Here is a 19,405-nt window from a genome sequence, read left to right as displayed (position 1 = left end):
TTTACAGCTCCTGTTTTAAAGCGTCAAAAGTTAAATCTTCAAATAAATCAGTCTTTGCACTCATAAGTCATCGGTTATACATTAGGGTTGTTGCCTTAGCTATCAAGTTAACAGGGTACTGGATATCCGCAAATCAGTACTGACCCACGGTTGATCAAAGATTGGCTCTCGACTGATCATAAACCATAAAAACAAAACCTAATCACAAACCGACAAATAATATCTAGTTAACATCATAATATGATGCCATTCTATCAGGTTTGCTAAACGCTGTAACAGCTAGACACATGACAAGCTAAAAAAAAGACGTTAGACTATCGCCTAAATTCATAGCTTTGTATTTATGAACATTCTATTTATGAATCCTGTCTTCTCCAATTATTAAATAAGCGAGATAACAAGTGAGCGCACTTAAAGCATTTGGCTATACAAGTTTGATACTGCCAATCTTTTTTATGGGTTGTGCGAATACAGACACCACTCCGACTACCCATGTCAATTCAAAACCTAAAACAGAGGAAACAACAATGACTGATACGCCAGTAGTACAATTAGAGACATCAATGGGCGAGATCGTAATTGAGCTAAACGCACAAGCAGCGCCAAAAACAGTTGCTAACTTTGTAGAATATGTCAATGCTGGTCATTATAATGGCACTATTTTCCACCGTGTCATACCTGGATTTATGGTGCAAGGTGGCGGTATGGACGCTGAGATGAATGAAAAATCCACACGTGCACCTGTTGAAATTGAAGCAGACAATGGCCTAAAAAATGACGAAGGTACCATTGCAATGGCACGTACACAAGATCCAAACTCTGCAACGAGTCAGTTCTTTATCAATGTTAAAGACAATGATTTCTTAAATCATTCTGCAAAAAACATGCAAGGTTGGGGTTACACTGTCTTCGGTAAAGTGACAAGCGGCATGGATGTGGTAAAAAAAATTGAAGGTGTACCAACTGGCCGTTTTGGTATGCATGCTGATGTCCCTAAAGAAGCTGTCGTCATTAACTCTGCTAAAATTATTAGCGAATAAATAGTTAGCGAATAAGTGACTATGTTAATAAATCAAAGCGCCGTTTCAGATTACGGCCATCTAATAACTACCCAGCCGCACAGTATTCGCCGGGTTTTTATTAGTGATTTACATTTATCTACTGATGAGCCTGCCTTAGTGCAGGCTTTTTTGGCATTATTAAATGATTTAGCTGCCCTACCCAACCTACAAGAGTTGTATATATTAGGCGATTGGTTTGATGCTTGGATCGGAGATGATGCTTATTTATCACTGAGTCACACTCAAAAAGAACACCACTGGATTACGCCATTCCTAGAGAAGTTAATTACTTTAAGTAATAATACCTGCCAAATATTTGTCATGCACGGAAATCGTGACTTTGTATTAGGGCAAAAGTTTTGCGATATATTTAAGGGTAAACTGATAGCCGAGCCGTACAACATCCAAGTAGGCCAACGTACGTTCCGACTTGAGCATGGTGATGCACTATGTACCGACGATAAAGCTTATCAGCGCTTTAGAAAAGTAATACGCAACCCATGTATTCAGTGGTTTTTACTGAGAAAATCTCTACATAACCGCCAAAAAATAGCCGAAAATATTCGGCAACACAGTGCCAAAGGTAAGTCAAAAAAAGCAGAATATATTATGGATGTCAATGAGTTAGCCGTGGCTAAGGCTTTACAAAACGTTGATGCCTTGCTACACGGTCATACACATCGGCCAAATATGCATGAACTGTCAGTAAATCATAAACTTAAGCAACGTTATGTGTTAGGGGATTGGCGAGTTATTAAACCTGGTAGTTCTTATGAGAAGGTAGAAGCAATTATTGGTGTCACAATACAACCAGAAAGCTCAGAGGCTCAAACAGCTGAGAAAATAGTTAAAAATCGTATTCAAGTTGATAATCCCATTAAAAATGCCGAAAGTTTTAATCTAATCAACTTCCAGCATTAATATTCAGCTTTAATTAAAGGTAATAGTGTTTGAGTAATAGTGACTCAATCTAACCTTAATCTAGAAGTCTGAAAAAATGATCACGATAGTGCTTTAACTCACGGATTGAATCGCGGATATCATCCATAGCTAAGTGGCTACCTGTTTTAGTGACCCCTTTAAGTACATCTGGACGCCAGCGGTAACAAAGCTCTTTGATAGAAGATACATCTAAATTACGATAATGGAAAAATCGCTCAAGCTCAGGCATCTGACGCGCTAAAAAGCGGCGGTCTTGGCATATAGAATTACCACACATTGGGGACTTACCCGCATCAACCCATTTATTTAAAAAGGCAATGGTCTCACGCTCGGCTTCTTCTAACGTAACAGCACTACGGCGAACACGATCTATTAGTCCTGATTGCCCATGTTGTTTAGTATTCCAATCATCCATTGCATTCAGCTTTTGGTCTGGTACCTTAATAGCAAATACTGGTCCTTCAGCCAGCACGTTTAAATTTTCATCGGTAACGATAGTCGCAATCTCAATAATGTCATCTGTCTTAGTATCAAGACCAGTCATTTCTAAATCGATCCATACCAGCCCTTTTTTACCCTCATTCTTAATCTTAATCTTATTGGGATGATCGGTATTACTCATAAGTTATCCTAAATCTTACATTTAATAAAATTGGCAATAATATCATTTAAAGAGACTATAAATCTTAAATCTTCACTCTTAATAAATAAGTTAAAAATAGAGCGTTATCGTATAGCGATTCATATCGAGAGGTATAATATAGGCAGTTATGGAATATAGAGCTCGATATAGCTCGATATAGAGAGCTATACAGTTGATCAGACTACCCTTTCTACCTTTGGTATAAGCGTTAAAATAGCCCCCAACTAGAACGAAAAGGTCAATTAAGCCCTATGTTAACAAATTTAAACCCGTTAGCTTAAATATTTTAAAAAAACATGCCGATTTTTACGTTAAATTATAGATTTAAGAGCTAACAAAACGCCTTTTACCTCAAAAAAAAGTTATAGTGACAAAGTATACAAGTGACACGATTGGTTTTATTATTTAACAAGCTTTATAAGCAACTTGCATTGACCCAACCAACTATTAACTAACCATTTTTCAAATCTAGCCTTTTAGATTAGATTTTGATCTAGCGTAATATAACCTTGCTCGATTGCGCGTTTATGGCAAATGCCACAGATTAGAGGTATCCTCATTTAAATTATTATCCTCATTTAAACTATAAGGTAAAAAATAAAATATATTATCGTCAAACAGGAATGGTTTCAAAGTAAGTATAGGCCTATTGGTTAAAAATCAGATAAAGTTTAGCGGACATTTAGTTATTTTTAACCCATATGATTTAAATGACTGTCAATGAAGACATGCCCTAAAATGACAAACAATATGATACATTACATCACGGACACAACTATTTTATGGCTTTGATTAGACAACGCAAACTGACCAAACAACAATTAAGACGCATCGACAAGCAGCAAACTGCTCAGCAAGACTCCATTGATGATGGTTTGATGGATGGAGTGGTTATGGCACATTATGGTAAACAGCTAGAGGTTCAAGTGACCTCTTTACCAGCCAAGATACCTGAGCGTCCTAAGATTAGTGAGGGCGAACCTGAACCTTTTTGGCAAGCCATACAACTTGGCGATATTTGGCGTTGTCATGCGCGAACTAATTTACCAATGCTCGCAACTGGCGATCAAGTACGATGGGTCGCTGATCCTAATACGGGATTTGGACGCATCGAATCTGTAAAAGAACGAACCTCATTAGTTTCAAGACCAGATCGTTATCATAGACTAAAGCCCGTTGCCGCTAATGTCGATATTTTAGCCATTGTTTTTGCAGCCTTACCTGCTGCTGCACCTAGCTTAATTGATAGATACCTAGTTGTTTGTCATCACGCTCACGTTAAACCTCTTCTGGTTCTTAATAAGGCAGACTTACTGTCTCTACCTGAGTATGCATTTACAAAGTCGTTATTAGAGGAATATGAGGCGCTGGGTTATGAGACGGTTCTAACCTCCGCACCCTGTCCAGAAAATACTTTTACCTCAAATACTATTCCCTCACAACAAGTGGCTAACAAGCTCGGACTTGATGACTTAAAACAGAAAATAGCTGACAAGTTAGTGATTTTTGCTGGCCAATCTGGTGTTGGAAAAAGCACTTTAGTCAATGCGTTACTTCCCGAATCTGATCAAAATGTCAACACAATTTCAGTCAACTCAAAACTTGGTCAACACACCACGACGACCAGTCGTTTACTACCATTTAACCCCAGTGACTTGACCCAAGGCGGTATTGTTGATACACCTGGCATACGTGAATATGGCATATGGCACCTAACCCCTGATAACATTTTAGCAGGCTTTGTGGAGCTTGATCCTATAGCGGGAGACTGCCAATTTAGAGACTGCAAACATACTTATAACAGTAAAGGCTGCGCATTATGGAAGGCTGTCGCCGAGGGTAAAGTGAAGCAACGACGCGTTGAGAGCTTGGTTACCCTGCAAGAGGAAGCAGATACCCCCACCTACTAAGACAGCAGTTTAGCGGCTTTTTATAGAGGTACATTGTAGTAGGAAACTATAGTGTCACATCAAAGTGACACTTCTAATTAATTGCTTCAAAGTGGATTAATTTCACATGGGATGTCTAATGCAATCTGCAACTTATCACGTTATAATAAGAGCCATTAAGTCATGTTCCCTAAATCCATTATTGGAGAAACATTTTGTCACTAGATCGTATGCTTGAATTTATGGGCAACCACCCATTCTTGTTTGGAATTTTAGCAGTACTTATTTTGTTGTTTTTTGCTGTTGAGAACAAGCGCAGTGGCAAGAAAATTGCACCTAACTCTTTAGGCACTTTGGTCAATACTCAGAACGCACAAATTATTGATATTCGTGCAAAGAAAAAATTTAATACAGGTTATATTCAAGGTAGCCGTAACATTCCTTTTACCCAGTTTAAGGATAGTCTAGAAGAAATTCGTGCTATAGAAGAACCTATTGTCATTGTCTGCGACATGGGTATTCAGGCAGGTGCTGCCGTTCAGATGATTGGTAAACCAAACGTATTTCGTCTAGAAGGCGGTATTGGCGGATGGCAAGCTGCAGGTATGCCATTGGTAGGTGCGACAGCAAAGCCAAAAGGCAAGACGATTAATGGCAAAGCTAAAGCTCGCTAAATCTGTATTATTTGCAAATATTTTTTAAACATTAATAAAGTTATTTTATAGACAAAGTTTTATTATACAGCTACATACAGCTACTATAGTGCAATGTAACCTACTGTACTAAGTATGGTTCTATTTGATGCAAGCCAAGAATAAAGTACCATATTGTCTATCGACCTAACCTCAAGGATAAGTTATGACTGTACCTGTTACACTATACAGCACGCCAATTTGCCCCTATTGTTCAAGTGCCAAACATTTATTGAACTCTAAGGGTATCGAATTTACCGAAATCGGCATGCATGATATTAGCTCCGAAGAACGTATGGCGTTAATGAAAAAAACAAATAACTATCGCACTGTGCCACAAATATTTATAGGTAATACATTCATTGGTGGTTTTAGCGAGCTAGACCAGCTGAACCAAGATGGTAAACTTGACCAAATGCTAAATGGCTAATCTTAAAAGTCATAGTTAATTATTTTAATACAATTAAACAATAAATAAAGGAGCCTTATAATGGCTGAACAAGCAGCACAACCACAACTTGCTCTAGAGCGTATTTATGTTAAAGATATGTCGCTTGAAGTACCGGGGGCTGATGTTTTTACTAAAGAATGGAAGCCTGAATTAGACATTAACCTTTCTACTAACGCTGAAAAGCTTGATGAAGATCATTATCAAGTTGTGCTTACCGTTACTGTCAATGCTCAAAATGACGGTGCACCTGCCTTTATCGCGGAAGTCCATCAAGGTGGCATTTTCCTATTAAAAGACATTCCTGAAGAACAGGTTGGTCAAATTCTTGGTGCGTATTGCCCAAATGTATTGTTCCCTTATGCCCGAGAAGTCATTAGCGATATCGTAACTCGTGGTAGCTTCCCACAGTTGTTATTAGCACCTGTTAACTTTGATCAAGCCTATGCGCAAAGTCAGCAACAAGCCGCAGCTGAAGGCAATGCCTAATTCCTAGCATCGCTTGAGTTAACCTTAAGCACCTAAATAAAGCCTATCATTAAATAATAAAAACCCGCTAATTTAGCGGGTTTTTTTATTAACTTCTGAGGTCATTTTACAACCCGTAATTTGTAAATAATGCTTTTTAAACAGTACGTGTTGAAGATTTTTATTATCAGACATGTTTAGGTATGAAGCTTTGACTCAATGATTATTAGCAACCAACTTAAGCGATCATTCAATACAAATCCACATTAAAAACAATCACTACCAGCAAGCAATACGTCCATAGCTAATTTATAGAAGACTAAACGGATTTATAAGCCCATCTCAAACCAACTTTTGTCATACGTCCCACTTTTGGGTTTGAAATCATCCTTTTAACGCACTTAATATTTTTTGTTTAACAACCTCGATGTCTTCCGTACCATCAAACTTATGATATTTGGCAGCGTCAGCATCTTTTTCGGCTTTTTCTTGATAGAAGCCAACCAATGTAGAGGTCTGCTTATGGTAGGTTGATAAGCGATCACGAATGGTTTCTTCTTTGTCATCCTCACGCTGAACTAAAGGCTCACCTGTCACATCATCAATACCCTCTTGCTTAGGAGGGTTATAAATCACATGATACACTCGACCAGAATCTGGATGTTGACGACGACCTGATAAACGAGAAACAATTTCATCATCAGGAACACTAATCTCTACCACATGGTCAATCGCAACCCCCGCATCCACTAAAGCCTCAGCTTGAGGGATAGTACGCGGAAAACCATCAAAAATACAACCATTAGCACAGTCGGGCTTTGATATACGCTCTTTTACCAGATTTATGATCAAGTCATCTGATACCAACCCCCCTGCTTTCATGATGCTTTGTGCTTGTTTACCTAGATCAGTACCTTCTTTGATAGCTGCTCGAAGCATATCCCCCGTTGAGATTTGCGGAATATCAAACTCTTTAGAGATAAACTGAGCTTGAGTGCCCTTGCCTGCCCCTGGTGGTCCTAGCAATATAATACGCATCATAAATTAAATCCTCTAGTTAAGTGAGTATGAGCAAATAACATTATGCGGAAGATGTCTATAATCAATATCACTTAAATAACAAAATAATCATGATTAAATTATAACAACAAATATCCACATTGATATTTGCAAAAGGTGCTTTATTGCAATTCATAACGTCTAGTTTTGAAACTTTGTTACCTTACCTTGAGATCTTTAAAAGCTCAAGTTATATTAAAAATTAAATGTGACCATCAGCAACTTGACAGCTATTGGATAAGGTTGAATAAACTGATAAATAGATATTATGGCAGTTGCTGGTTAATTTCTATAACGATATTTATATTGTCCAAGTTATCCCCTTCTGTATATTGAAGGGGCACTCTGTCAGAACGTAAATCGCCAGATTCACTCATTGCTTGACCAGATTTACTGATGCGAGCTGTTGCCACTAACTTTTTATTCGCGTTTATTGCCGTTGAAATTGTATGGGTTGGCATCATCGCATCATTATCTGATAAATTGACTTTCAGAGTATTGTCTTTGGCGGCTAAAGCCTGATTTGCGGGGAGGCGCTTTACAGCCAGAGGTGCACCGCCAGTTTCTTCTTGTATGGTAACAAATAGCGTATCACCTGTTTCGATTAGAGGAATCAAGCTACTGTTTATTTTTACAGATGCATTTAAACTGCTTATGCCTGTTGCGCTTTGTTTATCCGTTTGCAACGTTTGCGGGTCTGCAGATAAACTTGCTTGCTGCTGCGCCTGAATATTTTGGCTTAATTCATCAAGGCTTTGTATCGCTTGTGAATGGTCACCCTCTTTTGACATAATCCCATCACGCAATCTATTAATCCACGCTTGAGCATTGTCATAGTTCCCCCTGCGTGCTTCGCCCATTACCATAAGCATCTGAGCGCCTTGATGCTCAGGATTTTGCTTAAGTACCTGTTGTAACGCGCTTAGTCCATCAGCACTCAACATGCCGCCATTCACAAAAAATTGAGTTTGCGCATATCTGACGGCTATCGTTTCATCTGAAGGCTTAATTCTATAAGCCCGCGATATCGCCTCTAAGGCTTGGTTATCTGCTTTAAACGCCAGATAAATGTCTGATAGTCGCATCCAGCGTTGGGCGTCATGGGCATGATGATGGACATTAGTTTGAATGGCATTTAAAAGTGCTACATTATCTTTGGTTGCCCATTCTGGCGGGGTGTCAATTTTTCCTATCAATAAGTCATCTGCCACTTCGCCAACGTTATCTTGCGCATTCCACAGATCTCTAACAGGTGTTCTATCTTCAGCCAATATATAGATAAGTCCTATTAATAGAGGAACGCAAATTAATACGATCGTACGGGCTTTTTTATTGCCATTAAATTTGTAATAGCTATGATCGTCGTTTAGTTGATCTTCATTTAAGTGTTTGTCAGATATAGCATTAGGTTCATTTTTAGATATTCTGTCGGATTCGGATAGTTGCTCAGTTGTTATAGAATTAGATGATGGCGTATTATCAAAAGCACTAGCTTGTAATAACTGTCGCTCAAGCTCAGTTTTTTGAGTTATAAAAGCACTTTTACTCATCTGTCCACTTTCATAGTCAGCTTGTAACTCAGTGATACGATCTTGAAATACCTCGACATTCAAGGCAATCAGTTTATTATCTTTTTTATTACCTGCTGAATTATATTCTCTAAACCAAGGCAGCACTATGACATAAGCAAGCGCAATTGCTAGAATGATTGCCAGGGCGATAAAAATCGTTATCGTTGGCATGATTTAACTCCTTTCAGTTGAGATATCAACAAATAATGTTAAGAGGCATCAAGACATAGCTGATAAATAAAAATGCTATAAAGCCTACGACTATGAATAGCAAGATGATTGGTAGCACCTTAAAACCTTAAGTGATTCTTTATATTTAGCGTTGTATAGCGAAAGAATTGGCGTGTCCAACTCGTCGACCCTTAAGGTATAAAAAATATGACACTTAATTTTATTTTGGTATATCACTATTTTTATTACTTATAGAACCATGCTGTTTTAACAGTGCCTCTAGAGAAGCAGATTCCTCAGTAGACAGTCCTGATTCAACAATCTCACTATTACTGTTATTGCTACTGTCTATCACATTATCTATGCTGGATGCAGCAGACTCGGCGCCATAGCTTAGTTTATGTTTTGATCTGTTACTAAGGCTATTTCGCCATAACCACCAACCAATCAAAGTCACTAGAATTAAAGGAGGGAAAAACCACAATATCCACGTCGTTGGCCGTACGGGTGGCTTATAGCTAATAAAGTCGCCATAACGTTCATACATATAGTCACGAATTTGAGCATCTGACTTTCCTTCCATGACCATCTCATAAGTCTTTCGCTTTAAATCTTTTGAGATCAGTGAATCTGAACCTGCTAAATTCTGGTTTTGGCATTTTGGGCAGCGAAACTCTTCAATTAATGATCTGTATTGCGTCTCTTGTTGAGGAGTGTCGAATTCATAAACATCAATCGCCGCATAAGCAGTACTGGTAAACAAGCCAAGAGTAACTGTAAAAATCAATGCTATTAGCGTCACTAAAAACCACTGCTTAAAAGTTTTTAGAGGTATAAGGTTAGATAAGATCATTTACATACCTCAGCAATTCTTGCCGTCGTTTCTGATTTATTTAAATCAATATCGTCATTGCCCAACTCTTCAAGAAGCGTCATACATGGCTTCACACGCTCATTCCAGTTTTTCTCATTAATTTCGCCAACAATATGTTGACGAATGTTATCTTGTGAATCAACCACAAAAGTTTCTGGTGCGCCCGTTAACCCTAAATCTATTGCAAGAGACCCTGTGTAGTCATGAGCAGAAAAAACAAAAGGATCACTCATTCTTCGCAAATAAGCGAGAGCATTCTCAACTTCATCTTGATAATTTACCCCCACAATATCAACACCTTGCTTGTCTAATTCAAGCAAGAATGGATGTTCTACAATACACGTTGGACACCACGATCCCCAGACGTTAATGAGATAGGGATGACTGGGTAGTTGATTATTGCTAACTTTTTTTGACATATCGGAAAGCAGTGGCAATTCAAACGTAGGCACAGGTCTATTAAGGGCATTATCCACAACAATATCCGTTGGCTTACCTAATCTAAAAAACAACATAACGATTAAGCCAATAAACACAATCAATGGAATAAGAAACCATGTTTTTATGGTTGACTTTTTTACGATCGGACCTGTCATGCCATTTTCCTTTTAATGCATCATTAATACTATCAATATTGAGGCCATTGCACCCTAATCAACAAAACCTCTACTTGCTGAGCGGTATGTTTATTTGCCTAATTGTTTATGCAGCTAAATGCCTGTCTAGCTATCAGATCAAGCCATCAAATTAATAGTCACTCTACTGGTCTACATGTTCATTTATTTATAGTATCAAGGTATTTGTCTAACCCGTTCAAGGCAGATAACATTATCATTAAGTGCCAGATAATTAAGTGCCAGATAATTAAGTGCCAAATGATCAAGTGGCAAACAATCTAATAGCCAAAATATTATTAAGTTTTACAAATTAATTTATAACACTAAATAACTTATGGGTTATCAGGGTAGCTTCTATCTTTTTAAACGATAGCGTTTGTCACTCAGGCTTAGCAAACTCCCCAAAGCCATGACAATTGCACCAATCCACAGCCAACTTATCATGGGTTTAACATATATACGCACTGCCCAGTTACTGTTTGGATCGTTATCATTAATCGGTTCTCCTAGTGCCACATAGAGATCACGAAAGAAGGTTGTATTAATACCCGCTTCTGTCATTGGCATTTGACTAACCACATAATTACGCTTTTGTGGATACAAAGTCGTCACTAGTGTATCGTTTTTAGTTACTTTTATTTCAGCTTGAACAGCGTCATAATTTTGCCCCCGCACCTCATCAAATGCTGACAAGGTAAATTCGTAACCACCAACTGTTTTAGTATCACCAACATTCATTGCCACATCAGTCTCAATGCTCATAGTACTGGTAACACCAATTCCTAACGCCAAAATTAGAACACCCAAATGCGCCATTTGCATGCCCCAATAGCTTGGTTTGAGGCGTTTCAACCCCATGCGCAAATTTGGCGCATTGCGGGTTTTATCTTTTATATCAAAAGTCATCCAAGCCAACACCCATAAGCACAAGAAACCAGTGATAATGATTTGGACTTCCGCGCTTTTTGTAACCAAATAGGTAATGATCCCAGCCAACAATAGGCAACTCACAAACAGCCCAGTTGCAATACCCAAAAAAGGGCGCTTATCTCGTTTCCAACGTATATTAGAACCCATCCCCATGACCAACAATAACAACCATGTCAAAGGGACAAATAAAGCATTGAAATATGGGGGACCTACGGACACCTGACCTAAATTAAAAGAGTCAGCAATAATAGGGTAAAGCGTACCTAACAATACTACGAGTGTGGCGACTAAAATCACGATGTTATTAATTATCAAAAGGGTTTCTCGTGATTTAAGTTCATAGTGACTCTCAACAGTCAGACGCCACCCCCTTAGAGCAAAGGCAATTAATCCCGTACCGATTACTATACCTAAAATAGCAAGAATGGCTAAGCCTCGGGTCGGATCCGCAGCAAATGAATGAACGGAGGTTATTACGCCAGAACGAACCAAAAAAGTACCTAGCAAACTCAGTGCAAAGGCAAATATTGCGAGCATTATCGTCCATGCTTTAAAAACACCCCGTTTTTCGGTCACTGCCAAAGAGTGAATCAAAGCCGTACAGGCCAACCAAGGCATCAGTGAAGCGTTTTCAACAGGATCCCAAAACCACCAACCGCCCCAACCCAATTCGTAATATGCCCACCATGAGCCTAATGCAATACCTAACGTTAAAAACGCCCAAGCAGCGAGAGCCCAAGGGCGTGACCATCTGGTCCAAACGGCATCTAAACGCCCCGCCCATAGTGCCGCCATACAAAAAGCAAAAGGTACTGCCATACCAACATAACCCATATATAGCATAGGCGGATGAAAAATCAATCCAGGGTCTTGCAATAATGGATTTAAATCAGCGCCATCGACTGGCATATTAGGTAAGGTGCGGTCAAACGGCGACGATGTAAAAATAAGCATGGTCAGCATCATAAACTGAATGGCGCCTAAGACCACTAAAACACGCGCTCGCATATCTAATGGCAATCCACGGCTAAACCAAGCGACTAAAGCTGACCACCCTGCCAAGATAGTAACCCACAATAATAGCGACCCTTCGTGACCACCCCAAGTTGCAGAGAGTTTATAGTACCAAGGCAATAAAGAGTTTGAATGTTTAGCAACATAAATAAGACTAAAATCGTTGAAATAAAAGCCTGCCATCAATGCAATAAATGAGAAAAGTAAAGCTATAAAATATGCCCATGAAAGACTTGGCGCTAGACGCTGTAGATGAATTTCATTTTTATTTATGCCAACCGTTGGTAGAACGATTTGCAATAAGGCCAATACCAACGCTGCAATTAATGCAAAATATCCTAGCTCAGTGATAACCATACTTGCTTGCCCTTTAGCTACTTCTAGCCACTTTGCTTAAATTGTTATTAATATCGAAACAAACTGATTCATATAAGTGTTGAACAATTATTCAATTCAGTTAAGGATAAAATACGATAATTAAGTGCAACCAACCCGCTAGAAAGCCAGTTACCCCCCCTAGAATAATAAGGGTAGTTTCATCCTCTTGAAAAGCGGGTCGTAATAAATTTTGAAACTCTCGTGATGATAAGGCTTTGATTCGATCTCTAAATAAGACAAAAACTTTGCTAGCTCGGCTTTCATTTAATTGAGGGTCGCGAATTGGAATCATGGTCGCGTCTATAGATTTATCAATAATAGTATTTTTTAGCTGTCCGAACTCTCGACGACCAAGCCCTACCCTAAGCGTCGTCTTGACCAATGGCGACTCAAGCACGTCATACAAATGCTGCTTCATTAAATCCCTAGTTTGAGCTGCCTTAGGGCCGTACATCATTTCATGCATGATGTTTTCAAGCGTTACCAAGTCTTTAACCACAATCTCAGCAAAGACTTCTGATACTTCAGGTTGGCGCTTCATAAAGCCACCTTGCCATTGATAAGTATCTATTCTAGGTAGCACAGGTACTATATATGGGAAACTTTGAAGACGCTTAAAAATTTTAAGATACTTTATGGGCTTTGGATCTACTGGATTAAATACCATCCAGATAGCAATCCAATTGGTCAAAAAACCCCAAATCGCTGCAAAGAATGGAACCGTCCAATGTTGCGGTACGATTAAGTATATAAACATCTGAATAATGCCAAAAATAAATCCGATAAGCGCACTAATATGCCAAATGTAATCAATCTCTTTTTGACCAACTTTTAAAAACATATTAACCATCAGTCGACGGTCGCTCTCCATCGTACGCACAATCATCTGGCGCATATCAACCAAATTTTCAACATTGTTGGTTAAATCAATGACCAATGACTTCATGATACTTGGCATCTCTTCATGCGCATGGGCATAGATACGACGTTTTACCGCATAAGGTAAGTTGGTCCATAATACAGCAGAACGCTCATTCATTATTTCATCAATCAATAACTCAAGATTGGAGTCAACAGTCTTTGTAATGAAGTCTGCCATTTCTTCAGGTTCCATCGCCTGAAAAAACTCGTCAAGTGAACCAAGCTTTGATAAGGTTTGATCAACAATAACACCTGATATCTTACCTGCTTTAGCAGGTACAATTCCTTGCCAACCTAAGCCTTGTATATTAAAAGGCAAGCTAGGAATTCTTATACCCCAAAAGGATATAGGATAAAATAACATCTTTAAGGCCATCCACACATGGGCCCACGTGACAAATGCGGTAACAAATGGAATTGTCAGCATTGCCAGAAACTCAGGGTGATCGCTAAGGACTTGCCATAAATTGGACAGCATTATTATTATATCGCCTATAAATCACTAATAATACGCATTTATACATTTATGATAGGCACATACGCCTATATTATAATAGGCACATACGCTTGATCCGTATGTATACCTGTGTGGCTACTTTCTATGTACATTTGAAAGCAGGATTTTACCACATTCATGGATATTTTACTTAGTGATGTATTATTAATGAGTCATATGACTAACTACCATATCTAGTTAAAAAGAAGCGGTTATTTAGTGACATTAAGCCAATAGTAAATATAATTTCTTGTTATATATCCCTCTTCTTATATAAAGCTGTTATATAAAATTGATATGATATAATTCTACAATTAGTGATGGAAAATTAAAGATGGCTAAAGTTGTACTAGATAAGAAGTAAAGCACTACATCTATTACTAAATAACCAGCTACCTCATTAGTTCTAACTATCTTATTAAAGTATCATATACCTCACTAAAGAAAATGCGGTTTGTTATGCCATTTTCGCCTTTTTTGCCATAGTGACTTAAACATCTGTCTCTTTATTGCAGTAACCCTTTCTTTTGCCTGCTAAGTAATTTTTAATGAAACAACCTATTTCTAAAGACATCCGCCAGGAAAACAGGATATTTGGCAATCGAATCTTATTTGCTGCCATATTTATTTTTTTAGGTCTAGGGGTGTTACTTGCCCGATACTGGTTTTTGCAAGTGTACTCGCATGATCAATATACCATGCAGTCTGATAACAATCGTATCAAGCTCATCTCTGACCCACCTTCGCGCGGTTATATTTATGACCGTAACGGGTATTTATTGGCAGATAATAAATCTGTCTTTACCGCTATGTTGAGCCCAGATGATGTCAAAGATCCTGAACGTACCCTAAAGCTACTCGCGCCTATTTTTAAGTTAACAAATGAGGAGATTACTGATATTTTGGCGCGTATCGATAAAAACAAAAATGATCCTGTTACCATAAAAATTGATTTGAACGAGGAGCAGGTAGCGCAGTTTAGTGAGCGTAAACCCTTTTTTAAAGGCGTCAGTATCCAGAGTAAATTTACCCGTTTTTACCCTTATGATGAACTTTTTGCCCATGCTATTGGCTACGTCGGACGGATTAACGATAAAGAATCTAAACAGATTGATAAAGATTTATATGCGGGTACAGATATCATTGGAAAAATTGGCATCGAGAAGCAATATGAAAATATATTGTTGGGTAAGCCAGGTTATAAGGCGGTTGAAACCAATGTGCATGGCGATGTTTTAAGAGAACTTGAAAGTTCTCCACCAATTCCTGGTAATGATATCTATTTAAGCTTAGATTACGGATTGCAAAAAGTAGCTCAGGAGCAATTAGATGGTCGCCGTGGTGCTATCATTGCCATAGATCCTCAAAATGGGGATGTATTAGCTTTTGTCAGCAATCCAAGTTTTGATCCAAACCCATTTATCTCTGGTATATCCTTCAAAGATTATGGCAACTTAAGAGATGATCCAGATCAACCGCTCTATAACCGTGCATTGCAAGGTATGTATCCTCCTGCGTCTACGATCAAACCTTTCGAAGGTCTAGCCGGTATTCATTATGGCGTCATGAGTTGGAACGACACCATCTATGATCCTGGTTATTTTACCTTACCAGGAGACACTCACCGCTTCAGAGATTGGAAACGCGGTGGACACGGCACAGTGAACCTGACCAAGTCTATAGTAATGTCTGTAGATACCTACTACTATAAATTGTCTTATCAATTGGGTATTCAGCGCCTGCATGATTGGATGGTACGGTTTGGTTTTGGCAGTAAGACAGGTATTGATTTACCCAGTGAGAAAACTGGCGTCATGCCCTCACCCCAATGGAAAAAAGAAACTTATGATAAAAACTGGCTACCAGGAGATACTATTTCAGTCAGCATTGGTCAAGGATACTTTTTAGCAACACCATTACAAGTCGCTAATGCCACGGCCATAACGGCCAGTCTCGGTCAAAAAATAATCCCACACCTGCTTAAAAGCTCTGAAGGGGCAGCCTTTGTGCAACCAATAGATAAACCAACTGGTCATATTGAATTTAATGGTGATCGTTCTGATTGGTTGAAGATGACAAGTGCAATGGAACAAACTGTAAAACGAGGAACCGCCCGAGGCATTTATACCCCAACTTATCGAATTGCAGGCAAAACAGGTACAGCACAGGTTAAGTCTATTGCTCAGGGCAAAAGCTACAATAAAAGCCAACTCGATAAACGCCACTGGGATCATGCTTGGTTTACAGGGTTTGCACCAGTTGACAACCCACAGATTGCACTGGCCATATTGGTTGAGAATGGCGGTGGCGGCAGTAAAACAGCAGCGCCAATTGGTCGTGCTTTATTTGATTATTGGGTGCTACGCCGCCCTAAAAACCCTTTATTACCCCCTACCCATGAAGAACTCGAAGCAATCAGAGCAGAGAAGGCCGCTCAAAAGGCCGCATTAGATACTTTAGAGGAAGCGGATACAGATACAGAACAGTAGCTTAATTGAAGAACAAAATTTCAAAACAAACACTTAAACTATAAGCATAATTGATGACAGGGTCTTATGAGTCGCCATAGCCAGTACTTAACAACCAAAAAAACTTCTGGTAACAGCTCTTCACGCTTAAAAAAAGAGCCCTCCCTCAGCCGTGTACGTATTATTGGTGGACGCTATAAACGCCAACTTGTGCCTTTTATAGATGCTGATGGACTGCGCCCCACACCTGACAGACTTAGAGAGACGCTATTTAACTGGATACAGTTCGAACTTTTTGACGCTAATGTCTTAGATCTTTGTGCGGGTAGCGGTGTTTTAGGACTTGAAGCATTATCTCGCGGTGCGGCTCATGCGACCTTTATTGAATTACAACCAACTCAAGCCGCTTTAATTAGCCAGACAGCAGAAAAGTTTAAGCTAAATAAACATCAAGCCACTGTTTATAACGCTAATGCCATGAATATTATACCGACTTTAACAGGGAGGTTAAGCACTAGCTTGACAGCTAAAAAAATAGATCCAAATGATAACGTTTGTGGCAATCAAAACATTGAGCAGAAAAACCCTGAACCTCTCCACTATCATATTGTATTTGTCGATCCTCCTTACGACCTAAATCTCTGGGTACCTATGATTGAGGGGTTAATCAGCGAGCAAATAGTTAATGAAAACACTTTGTTTTATATAGAAGATAAACGACCCATTACTCAAACTTTGCAGCAACTATCATACTCATACAGTCTGATTAAACAGTGCAAAATAGGACAAATATTTGCCACTTTACTAAAAATTGATTTAAGCAAAAAAGCCCAAAGCCAAATCGCTTGAACCTAGGGTAAAGCGCCAATAAATATCTGCTTCTATTTATAATAGCCTATTGCTTTTTTCGTCAGGAATGCATACAATGTGCGTCTGTTTTTTGAGAGCCCCGTTTCCCCTAACACTCTCAACAAAAGTGAAACAGACGTGATCAGTATCTTTCATAATATCAATGACGGCTGTTTCACTCGACAACTTAAGGTTTAATCATGAAAACACAAAGTGCAAAGCCCGCTGAGGTTACTCACGACTGGTATATCGTAGATGCTGAAGGTAAAACTTTAGGTCGTCTTGCCACTCAAATTGCTTCTCGCCTCCGTGGTAAGCATAAGCCTTCTTTTACTCCTCATGTTGATACAGGCGATTATATCGTAGTTATCAATGCTGATAAGGTTACTGTAACCGGTAAAAAAGCACAGGATAAAAAATACTATCGTCATAGCGGTTATCCTGGCGGTATTAAAGAGACTAACTTTACTAAGTTAATCGCTCATAAGCCAGAAGAAGTTCTTTTAAAAGCTGTCAAAGGCATGTTACCTAAAGGCCCTCTTGGTTATGCTACTATCAAGAAATTGAAGCTATACGCTGGTACAGAGCATCCACACGCCGCCCAGCAGCCTCAAGAACTAGACATCTAATCGCATAATCAGGAGTAAGTTATGGAACGCAATTACGGAACTGGTCGTCGTAAAACATCTACTGCCCGAGTATTCTTATCTAAAGGTACAGGCAACATCGTTGTAAACGGCAAGCCCCTTGAAGAGTACTTTGGTCGCGAAACATCTCGTATGGTTGTTCGTCAACCATTTGAACTGCTAGAAGCTGGCGAGAGCTATGATGTGTACGTTACCGTTAAAGGTGGTGGTATTAATGGTCAAGCGGGTGCTATCCGTCACGGTATTACTCGTGCTCTAATTGAGTCTGACGAAACTTTAAAGCCTGCTCTTAAAGAAGCTGGTTTTGTTACTCGTGACTCACGACAAGTTGAACGTAAGAAATTGGGTCTACGCAAAGCACGTAAGCGTCCTCAGTTCTCTAAACGTTAATAATTTTGTACGACTAGCATAGTCGTGACTATCAGATACAAAAAAAAACCCTTGTTTACGCAGGGGTTTTTTGTTTTTTGCATATTTGAATTTATTTTATAGCCAAAATAGCTTAGAATAGACACAATTAGAAATAAATAGGCAAAGCCAATGTAACCTAATAAGCTTGGTAAAGAGGTTTTAATGTCTCTTAAGTTTAATTGGGTAATACATACCAGTTTGAAACGACACTAGTTATTTCTTGACTAGTGGTAGTTGTTTCATGACTATTATCTGGAGGAAGTTTTTAATGAGCCATGCCGAAGGCGTCAACATAAAACGTCGTAGAGTACTGATTGCTACATCTGCTGCAATAGGTGCAGTTGGGGTTGCTGCAGTCGCAACACCGTTTGTCCGCTCTTGGTATCCAAGTGCGAAAGCTGAAGCTGCTGGTGCTGCCGTTACACAAGACATTAGTGCTATCGAAGATGGCCAAATGATTGTGGTTAAATATCGTGGTAAACCCATATTTGTTGTCAAACGTACCGACGAAATGGTAGCCATGTTGGAAGATGTCACACCAATGCTTAGTGATCCTGAATCAGAAGCATCCATTCAACCTGAATATGCCAAAAACCAAACTCGCTCACGTGATCCGAGTATTTTAGTCGTTGAAGGGGTTTGTACTCATTTAGGTTGTGCACCTAACTACCGTCCAGATGTTGGCGCGGCTGATTTAGGTGGTGATAACTGGTATGGTGGCTTCTTCTGTCCATGTCACGGTTCACTATATGATTTATCTGGGCGTGTATATAAGGGCGTTCCTGCCCCACTTAATTTACCCATTCCTGAGTACAGTGTAGATGGGCCTATCTTAACTGTCGGGGAGGTTTAATTA

Annotated in this window: 18 protein-coding genes; 11 read left to right on the top strand and 7 right to left on the bottom strand. The window is 39.1% G+C overall.

Translation table 11 applies throughout. The features are described 5' to 3' along the window. Positions 1–527: 527 nt before the first annotated feature. Both AC2SLN_RS02455 and AC2SLN_RS02450 read left to right on the top strand, forming a co-directional pair. Positions 528–1,040, top strand: a complete 513-nt coding sequence (locus tag AC2SLN_RS02455; protein ID WP_486548787.1) for a peptidylprolyl isomerase — start codon at positions 528–530, stop codon at positions 1,038–1,040. Positions 1,041–1,061: 21 nt separating this feature from the next. After that, on the top strand, positions 1,062–1,982 hold the full coding sequence (locus AC2SLN_RS02450; protein ID WP_486548744.1) for a UDP-2,3-diacylglucosamine diphosphatase: 921 nt from the start codon (positions 1,062–1,064) through the stop codon (positions 1,980–1,982). Between the two features lie 55 nt (positions 1,983–2,037). On the opposite strand, the gene orn is transcribed toward AC2SLN_RS02450, so the two are convergent. Continuing rightward, a complete protein-coding gene (gene orn, locus AC2SLN_RS02445) occupies positions 2,038–2,625 on the bottom strand; it encodes an oligoribonuclease (RefSeq protein WP_486548745.1) in 588 nt (195 codons plus the stop codon). A gap of 803 nt (positions 2,626–3,428) precedes the next feature. On the opposite strand from orn, the gene rsgA reads away from it, so the two are divergent. The 4 genes from rsgA to secB all read left to right on the top strand — a co-directional run bounded on the left by rsgA (position 3,429) and on the right by secB (position 6,164). Further along, positions 3,429–4,556, top strand: a complete 1,128-nt coding sequence (gene rsgA / locus AC2SLN_RS02440) for a ribosome small subunit-dependent GTPase A (RefSeq protein WP_486548746.1) — start codon at positions 3,429–3,431, stop codon at positions 4,554–4,556. Between the two features lie 209 nt (positions 4,557–4,765). After that, positions 4,766–5,209, top strand: a complete 444-nt coding sequence (locus AC2SLN_RS02435) for a rhodanese-like domain-containing protein (RefSeq protein ID WP_486548788.1) — start codon at positions 4,766–4,768, stop codon at positions 5,207–5,209. 184 nt (positions 5,210–5,393) lie between these two features. Further along, the gene (grxC, locus tag AC2SLN_RS02430) at positions 5,394–5,657 is read left to right on the top strand and encodes a glutaredoxin 3 (protein WP_486548747.1); all 264 of its coding nucleotides are present in this window, start codon (positions 5,394–5,396) and stop codon (positions 5,655–5,657) included. Between the two features lie 57 nt (positions 5,658–5,714). Further along, a complete protein-coding gene (gene secB, locus AC2SLN_RS02425) occupies positions 5,715–6,164 on the top strand; it encodes a protein-export chaperone SecB (protein WP_486530182.1) in 450 nt (149 codons plus the stop codon). A 363-nt stretch (positions 6,165–6,527) separates the two neighbouring features. Here the strand turns inward: secB and adk are convergent, their stop codons facing one another. The 6 genes from adk to AC2SLN_RS02395 form a co-directional block, all read right to left on the bottom strand. Then, a complete protein-coding gene (adk, locus tag AC2SLN_RS02420; RefSeq protein ID WP_486548789.1) occupies positions 6,528–7,181 on the bottom strand; it encodes an adenylate kinase in 654 nt (217 codons plus the stop codon). Positions 7,182–7,468: 287 nt separating this feature from the next. Further along, on the bottom strand, positions 7,469–8,944 hold the full coding sequence (gene ccmI / locus AC2SLN_RS02415) for a c-type cytochrome biogenesis protein CcmI (RefSeq protein WP_486548748.1): 1,476 nt from the start codon (positions 8,942–8,944) through the stop codon (positions 7,469–7,471). 220 nt (positions 8,945–9,164) lie between these two features. Next, positions 9,165–9,746 carry a cytochrome c-type biogenesis protein gene (locus AC2SLN_RS02410; RefSeq protein ID WP_486548790.1) on the bottom strand — a complete coding sequence of 194 codons (582 nt, stop codon included), beginning with the start codon at positions 9,744–9,746 and terminating at the stop codon, positions 9,165–9,167. Between the two features lie 47 nt (positions 9,747–9,793). Continuing rightward, positions 9,794–10,414, bottom strand: a complete 621-nt coding sequence (locus AC2SLN_RS02405) for a DsbE family thiol:disulfide interchange protein (RefSeq protein WP_486548749.1) — start codon at positions 10,412–10,414, stop codon at positions 9,794–9,796. A 375-nt stretch (positions 10,415–10,789) separates the two neighbouring features. Beyond that, positions 10,790–12,736, bottom strand: a complete 1,947-nt coding sequence (locus AC2SLN_RS02400; RefSeq protein ID WP_486548750.1) for a heme lyase CcmF/NrfE family subunit — start codon at positions 12,734–12,736, stop codon at positions 10,790–10,792. Positions 12,737–12,836: 100 nt separating this feature from the next. Then, entirely contained in the window at positions 12,837–14,156 is a 1,320-nt protein-coding gene (locus AC2SLN_RS02395; RefSeq protein ID WP_486548751.1) for a DUF445 domain-containing protein, read from the bottom strand. 566 nt (positions 14,157–14,722) lie between these two features. On the opposite strand from AC2SLN_RS02395, the gene mrdA reads away from it, so the two are divergent. From mrdA to petA, 5 genes are all read left to right on the top strand, one after another. Further along, the gene (gene mrdA, locus AC2SLN_RS02390) at positions 14,723–16,663 is read left to right on the top strand and encodes a penicillin-binding protein 2 (RefSeq protein ID WP_486548752.1); all 1,941 of its coding nucleotides are present in this window, start codon (positions 14,723–14,725) and stop codon (positions 16,661–16,663) included. A gap of 66 nt (positions 16,664–16,729) precedes the next feature. Next, positions 16,730–17,491 (top strand): RsmD family RNA methyltransferase, encoded by a 762-nt coding sequence (locus AC2SLN_RS02385; RefSeq protein WP_486548753.1) that lies wholly within the window; start codon positions 16,730–16,732, stop codon positions 17,489–17,491. Between the two features lie 200 nt (positions 17,492–17,691). Then, complete coding sequence (gene rplM / locus AC2SLN_RS02380; RefSeq protein ID WP_486530078.1) at positions 17,692–18,120, top strand: 50S ribosomal protein L13; 429 nt, start codon at positions 17,692–17,694, stop codon at positions 18,118–18,120. Positions 18,121–18,141: 21 nt separating this feature from the next. Next, positions 18,142–18,528, top strand: a complete 387-nt coding sequence (rpsI, locus tag AC2SLN_RS02375; protein WP_486548754.1) for a 30S ribosomal protein S9 — start codon at positions 18,142–18,144, stop codon at positions 18,526–18,528. 289 nt (positions 18,529–18,817) lie between these two features. After that, complete coding sequence (gene petA, locus AC2SLN_RS02370; RefSeq protein WP_486548755.1) at positions 18,818–19,402, top strand: ubiquinol-cytochrome c reductase iron-sulfur subunit; 585 nt, start codon at positions 18,818–18,820, stop codon at positions 19,400–19,402. The last annotated feature ends 3 nt before the right edge of the window (positions 19,403–19,405 follow it).

Source organism: Psychrobacter sp. CX90, from assembly GCF_057396305.2.
This window is presented reverse-complemented; position numbering and strand designations above follow the sequence as displayed.

Bases quoted from the DNA above. Each gene is read 5' to 3' on its own strand.
- rsgA (WP_486548746.1), top strand. From the start codon at position 3,429: ATGGCTTTGATTAGACAACGCAAACTGACCAAACAACAATTAAGACGC.
- AC2SLN_RS02385 (WP_486548753.1), top strand. From the start codon at position 16,730: ATGAGTCGCCATAGCCAGTACTTAACAACCAAAAAAACTTCTGGTAAC.
- AC2SLN_RS02395 (WP_486548751.1), bottom strand. From the start codon at position 14,156: ATGCTGTCCAATTTATGGCAAGTCCTTAGCGATCACCCTGAGTTTCTG.
- ccmI (WP_486548748.1), bottom strand. From the start codon at position 8,944: ATGCCAACGATAACGATTTTTATCGCCCTGGCAATCATTCTAGCAATT.
- petA (WP_486548755.1), top strand. From the start codon at position 18,818: ATGAGCCATGCCGAAGGCGTCAACATAAAACGTCGTAGAGTACTGATT.
- AC2SLN_RS02450 (WP_486548744.1), top strand. From the start codon at position 1,062: ATGTTAATAAATCAAAGCGCCGTTTCAGATTACGGCCATCTAATAACT.
- AC2SLN_RS02400 (WP_486548750.1), bottom strand. From the start codon at position 12,736: ATGGTTATCACTGAGCTAGGATATTTTGCATTAATTGCAGCGTTGGTA.
- AC2SLN_RS02435 (WP_486548788.1), top strand. From the start codon at position 4,766: ATGCTTGAATTTATGGGCAACCACCCATTCTTGTTTGGAATTTTAGCA.
- mrdA (WP_486548752.1), top strand. From the start codon at position 14,723: ATGAAACAACCTATTTCTAAAGACATCCGCCAGGAAAACAGGATATTT.
- adk (WP_486548789.1), bottom strand. From the start codon at position 7,181: ATGCGTATTATATTGCTAGGACCACCAGGGGCAGGCAAGGGCACTCAA.
- grxC (WP_486548747.1), top strand. From the start codon at position 5,394: ATGACTGTACCTGTTACACTATACAGCACGCCAATTTGCCCCTATTGT.
- AC2SLN_RS02455 (WP_486548787.1), top strand. From the start codon at position 528: ATGACTGATACGCCAGTAGTACAATTAGAGACATCAATGGGCGAGATC.
- orn (WP_486548745.1), bottom strand. From the start codon at position 2,625: ATGAGTAATACCGATCATCCCAATAAGATTAAGATTAAGAATGAGGGT.
- rplM (WP_486530078.1), top strand. From the start codon at position 17,692: ATGAAAACACAAAGTGCAAAGCCCGCTGAGGTTACTCACGACTGGTAT.
- AC2SLN_RS02405 (WP_486548749.1), bottom strand. From the start codon at position 10,414: ATGACAGGTCCGATCGTAAAAAAGTCAACCATAAAAACATGGTTTCTT.
- rpsI (WP_486548754.1), top strand. From the start codon at position 18,142: ATGGAACGCAATTACGGAACTGGTCGTCGTAAAACATCTACTGCCCGA.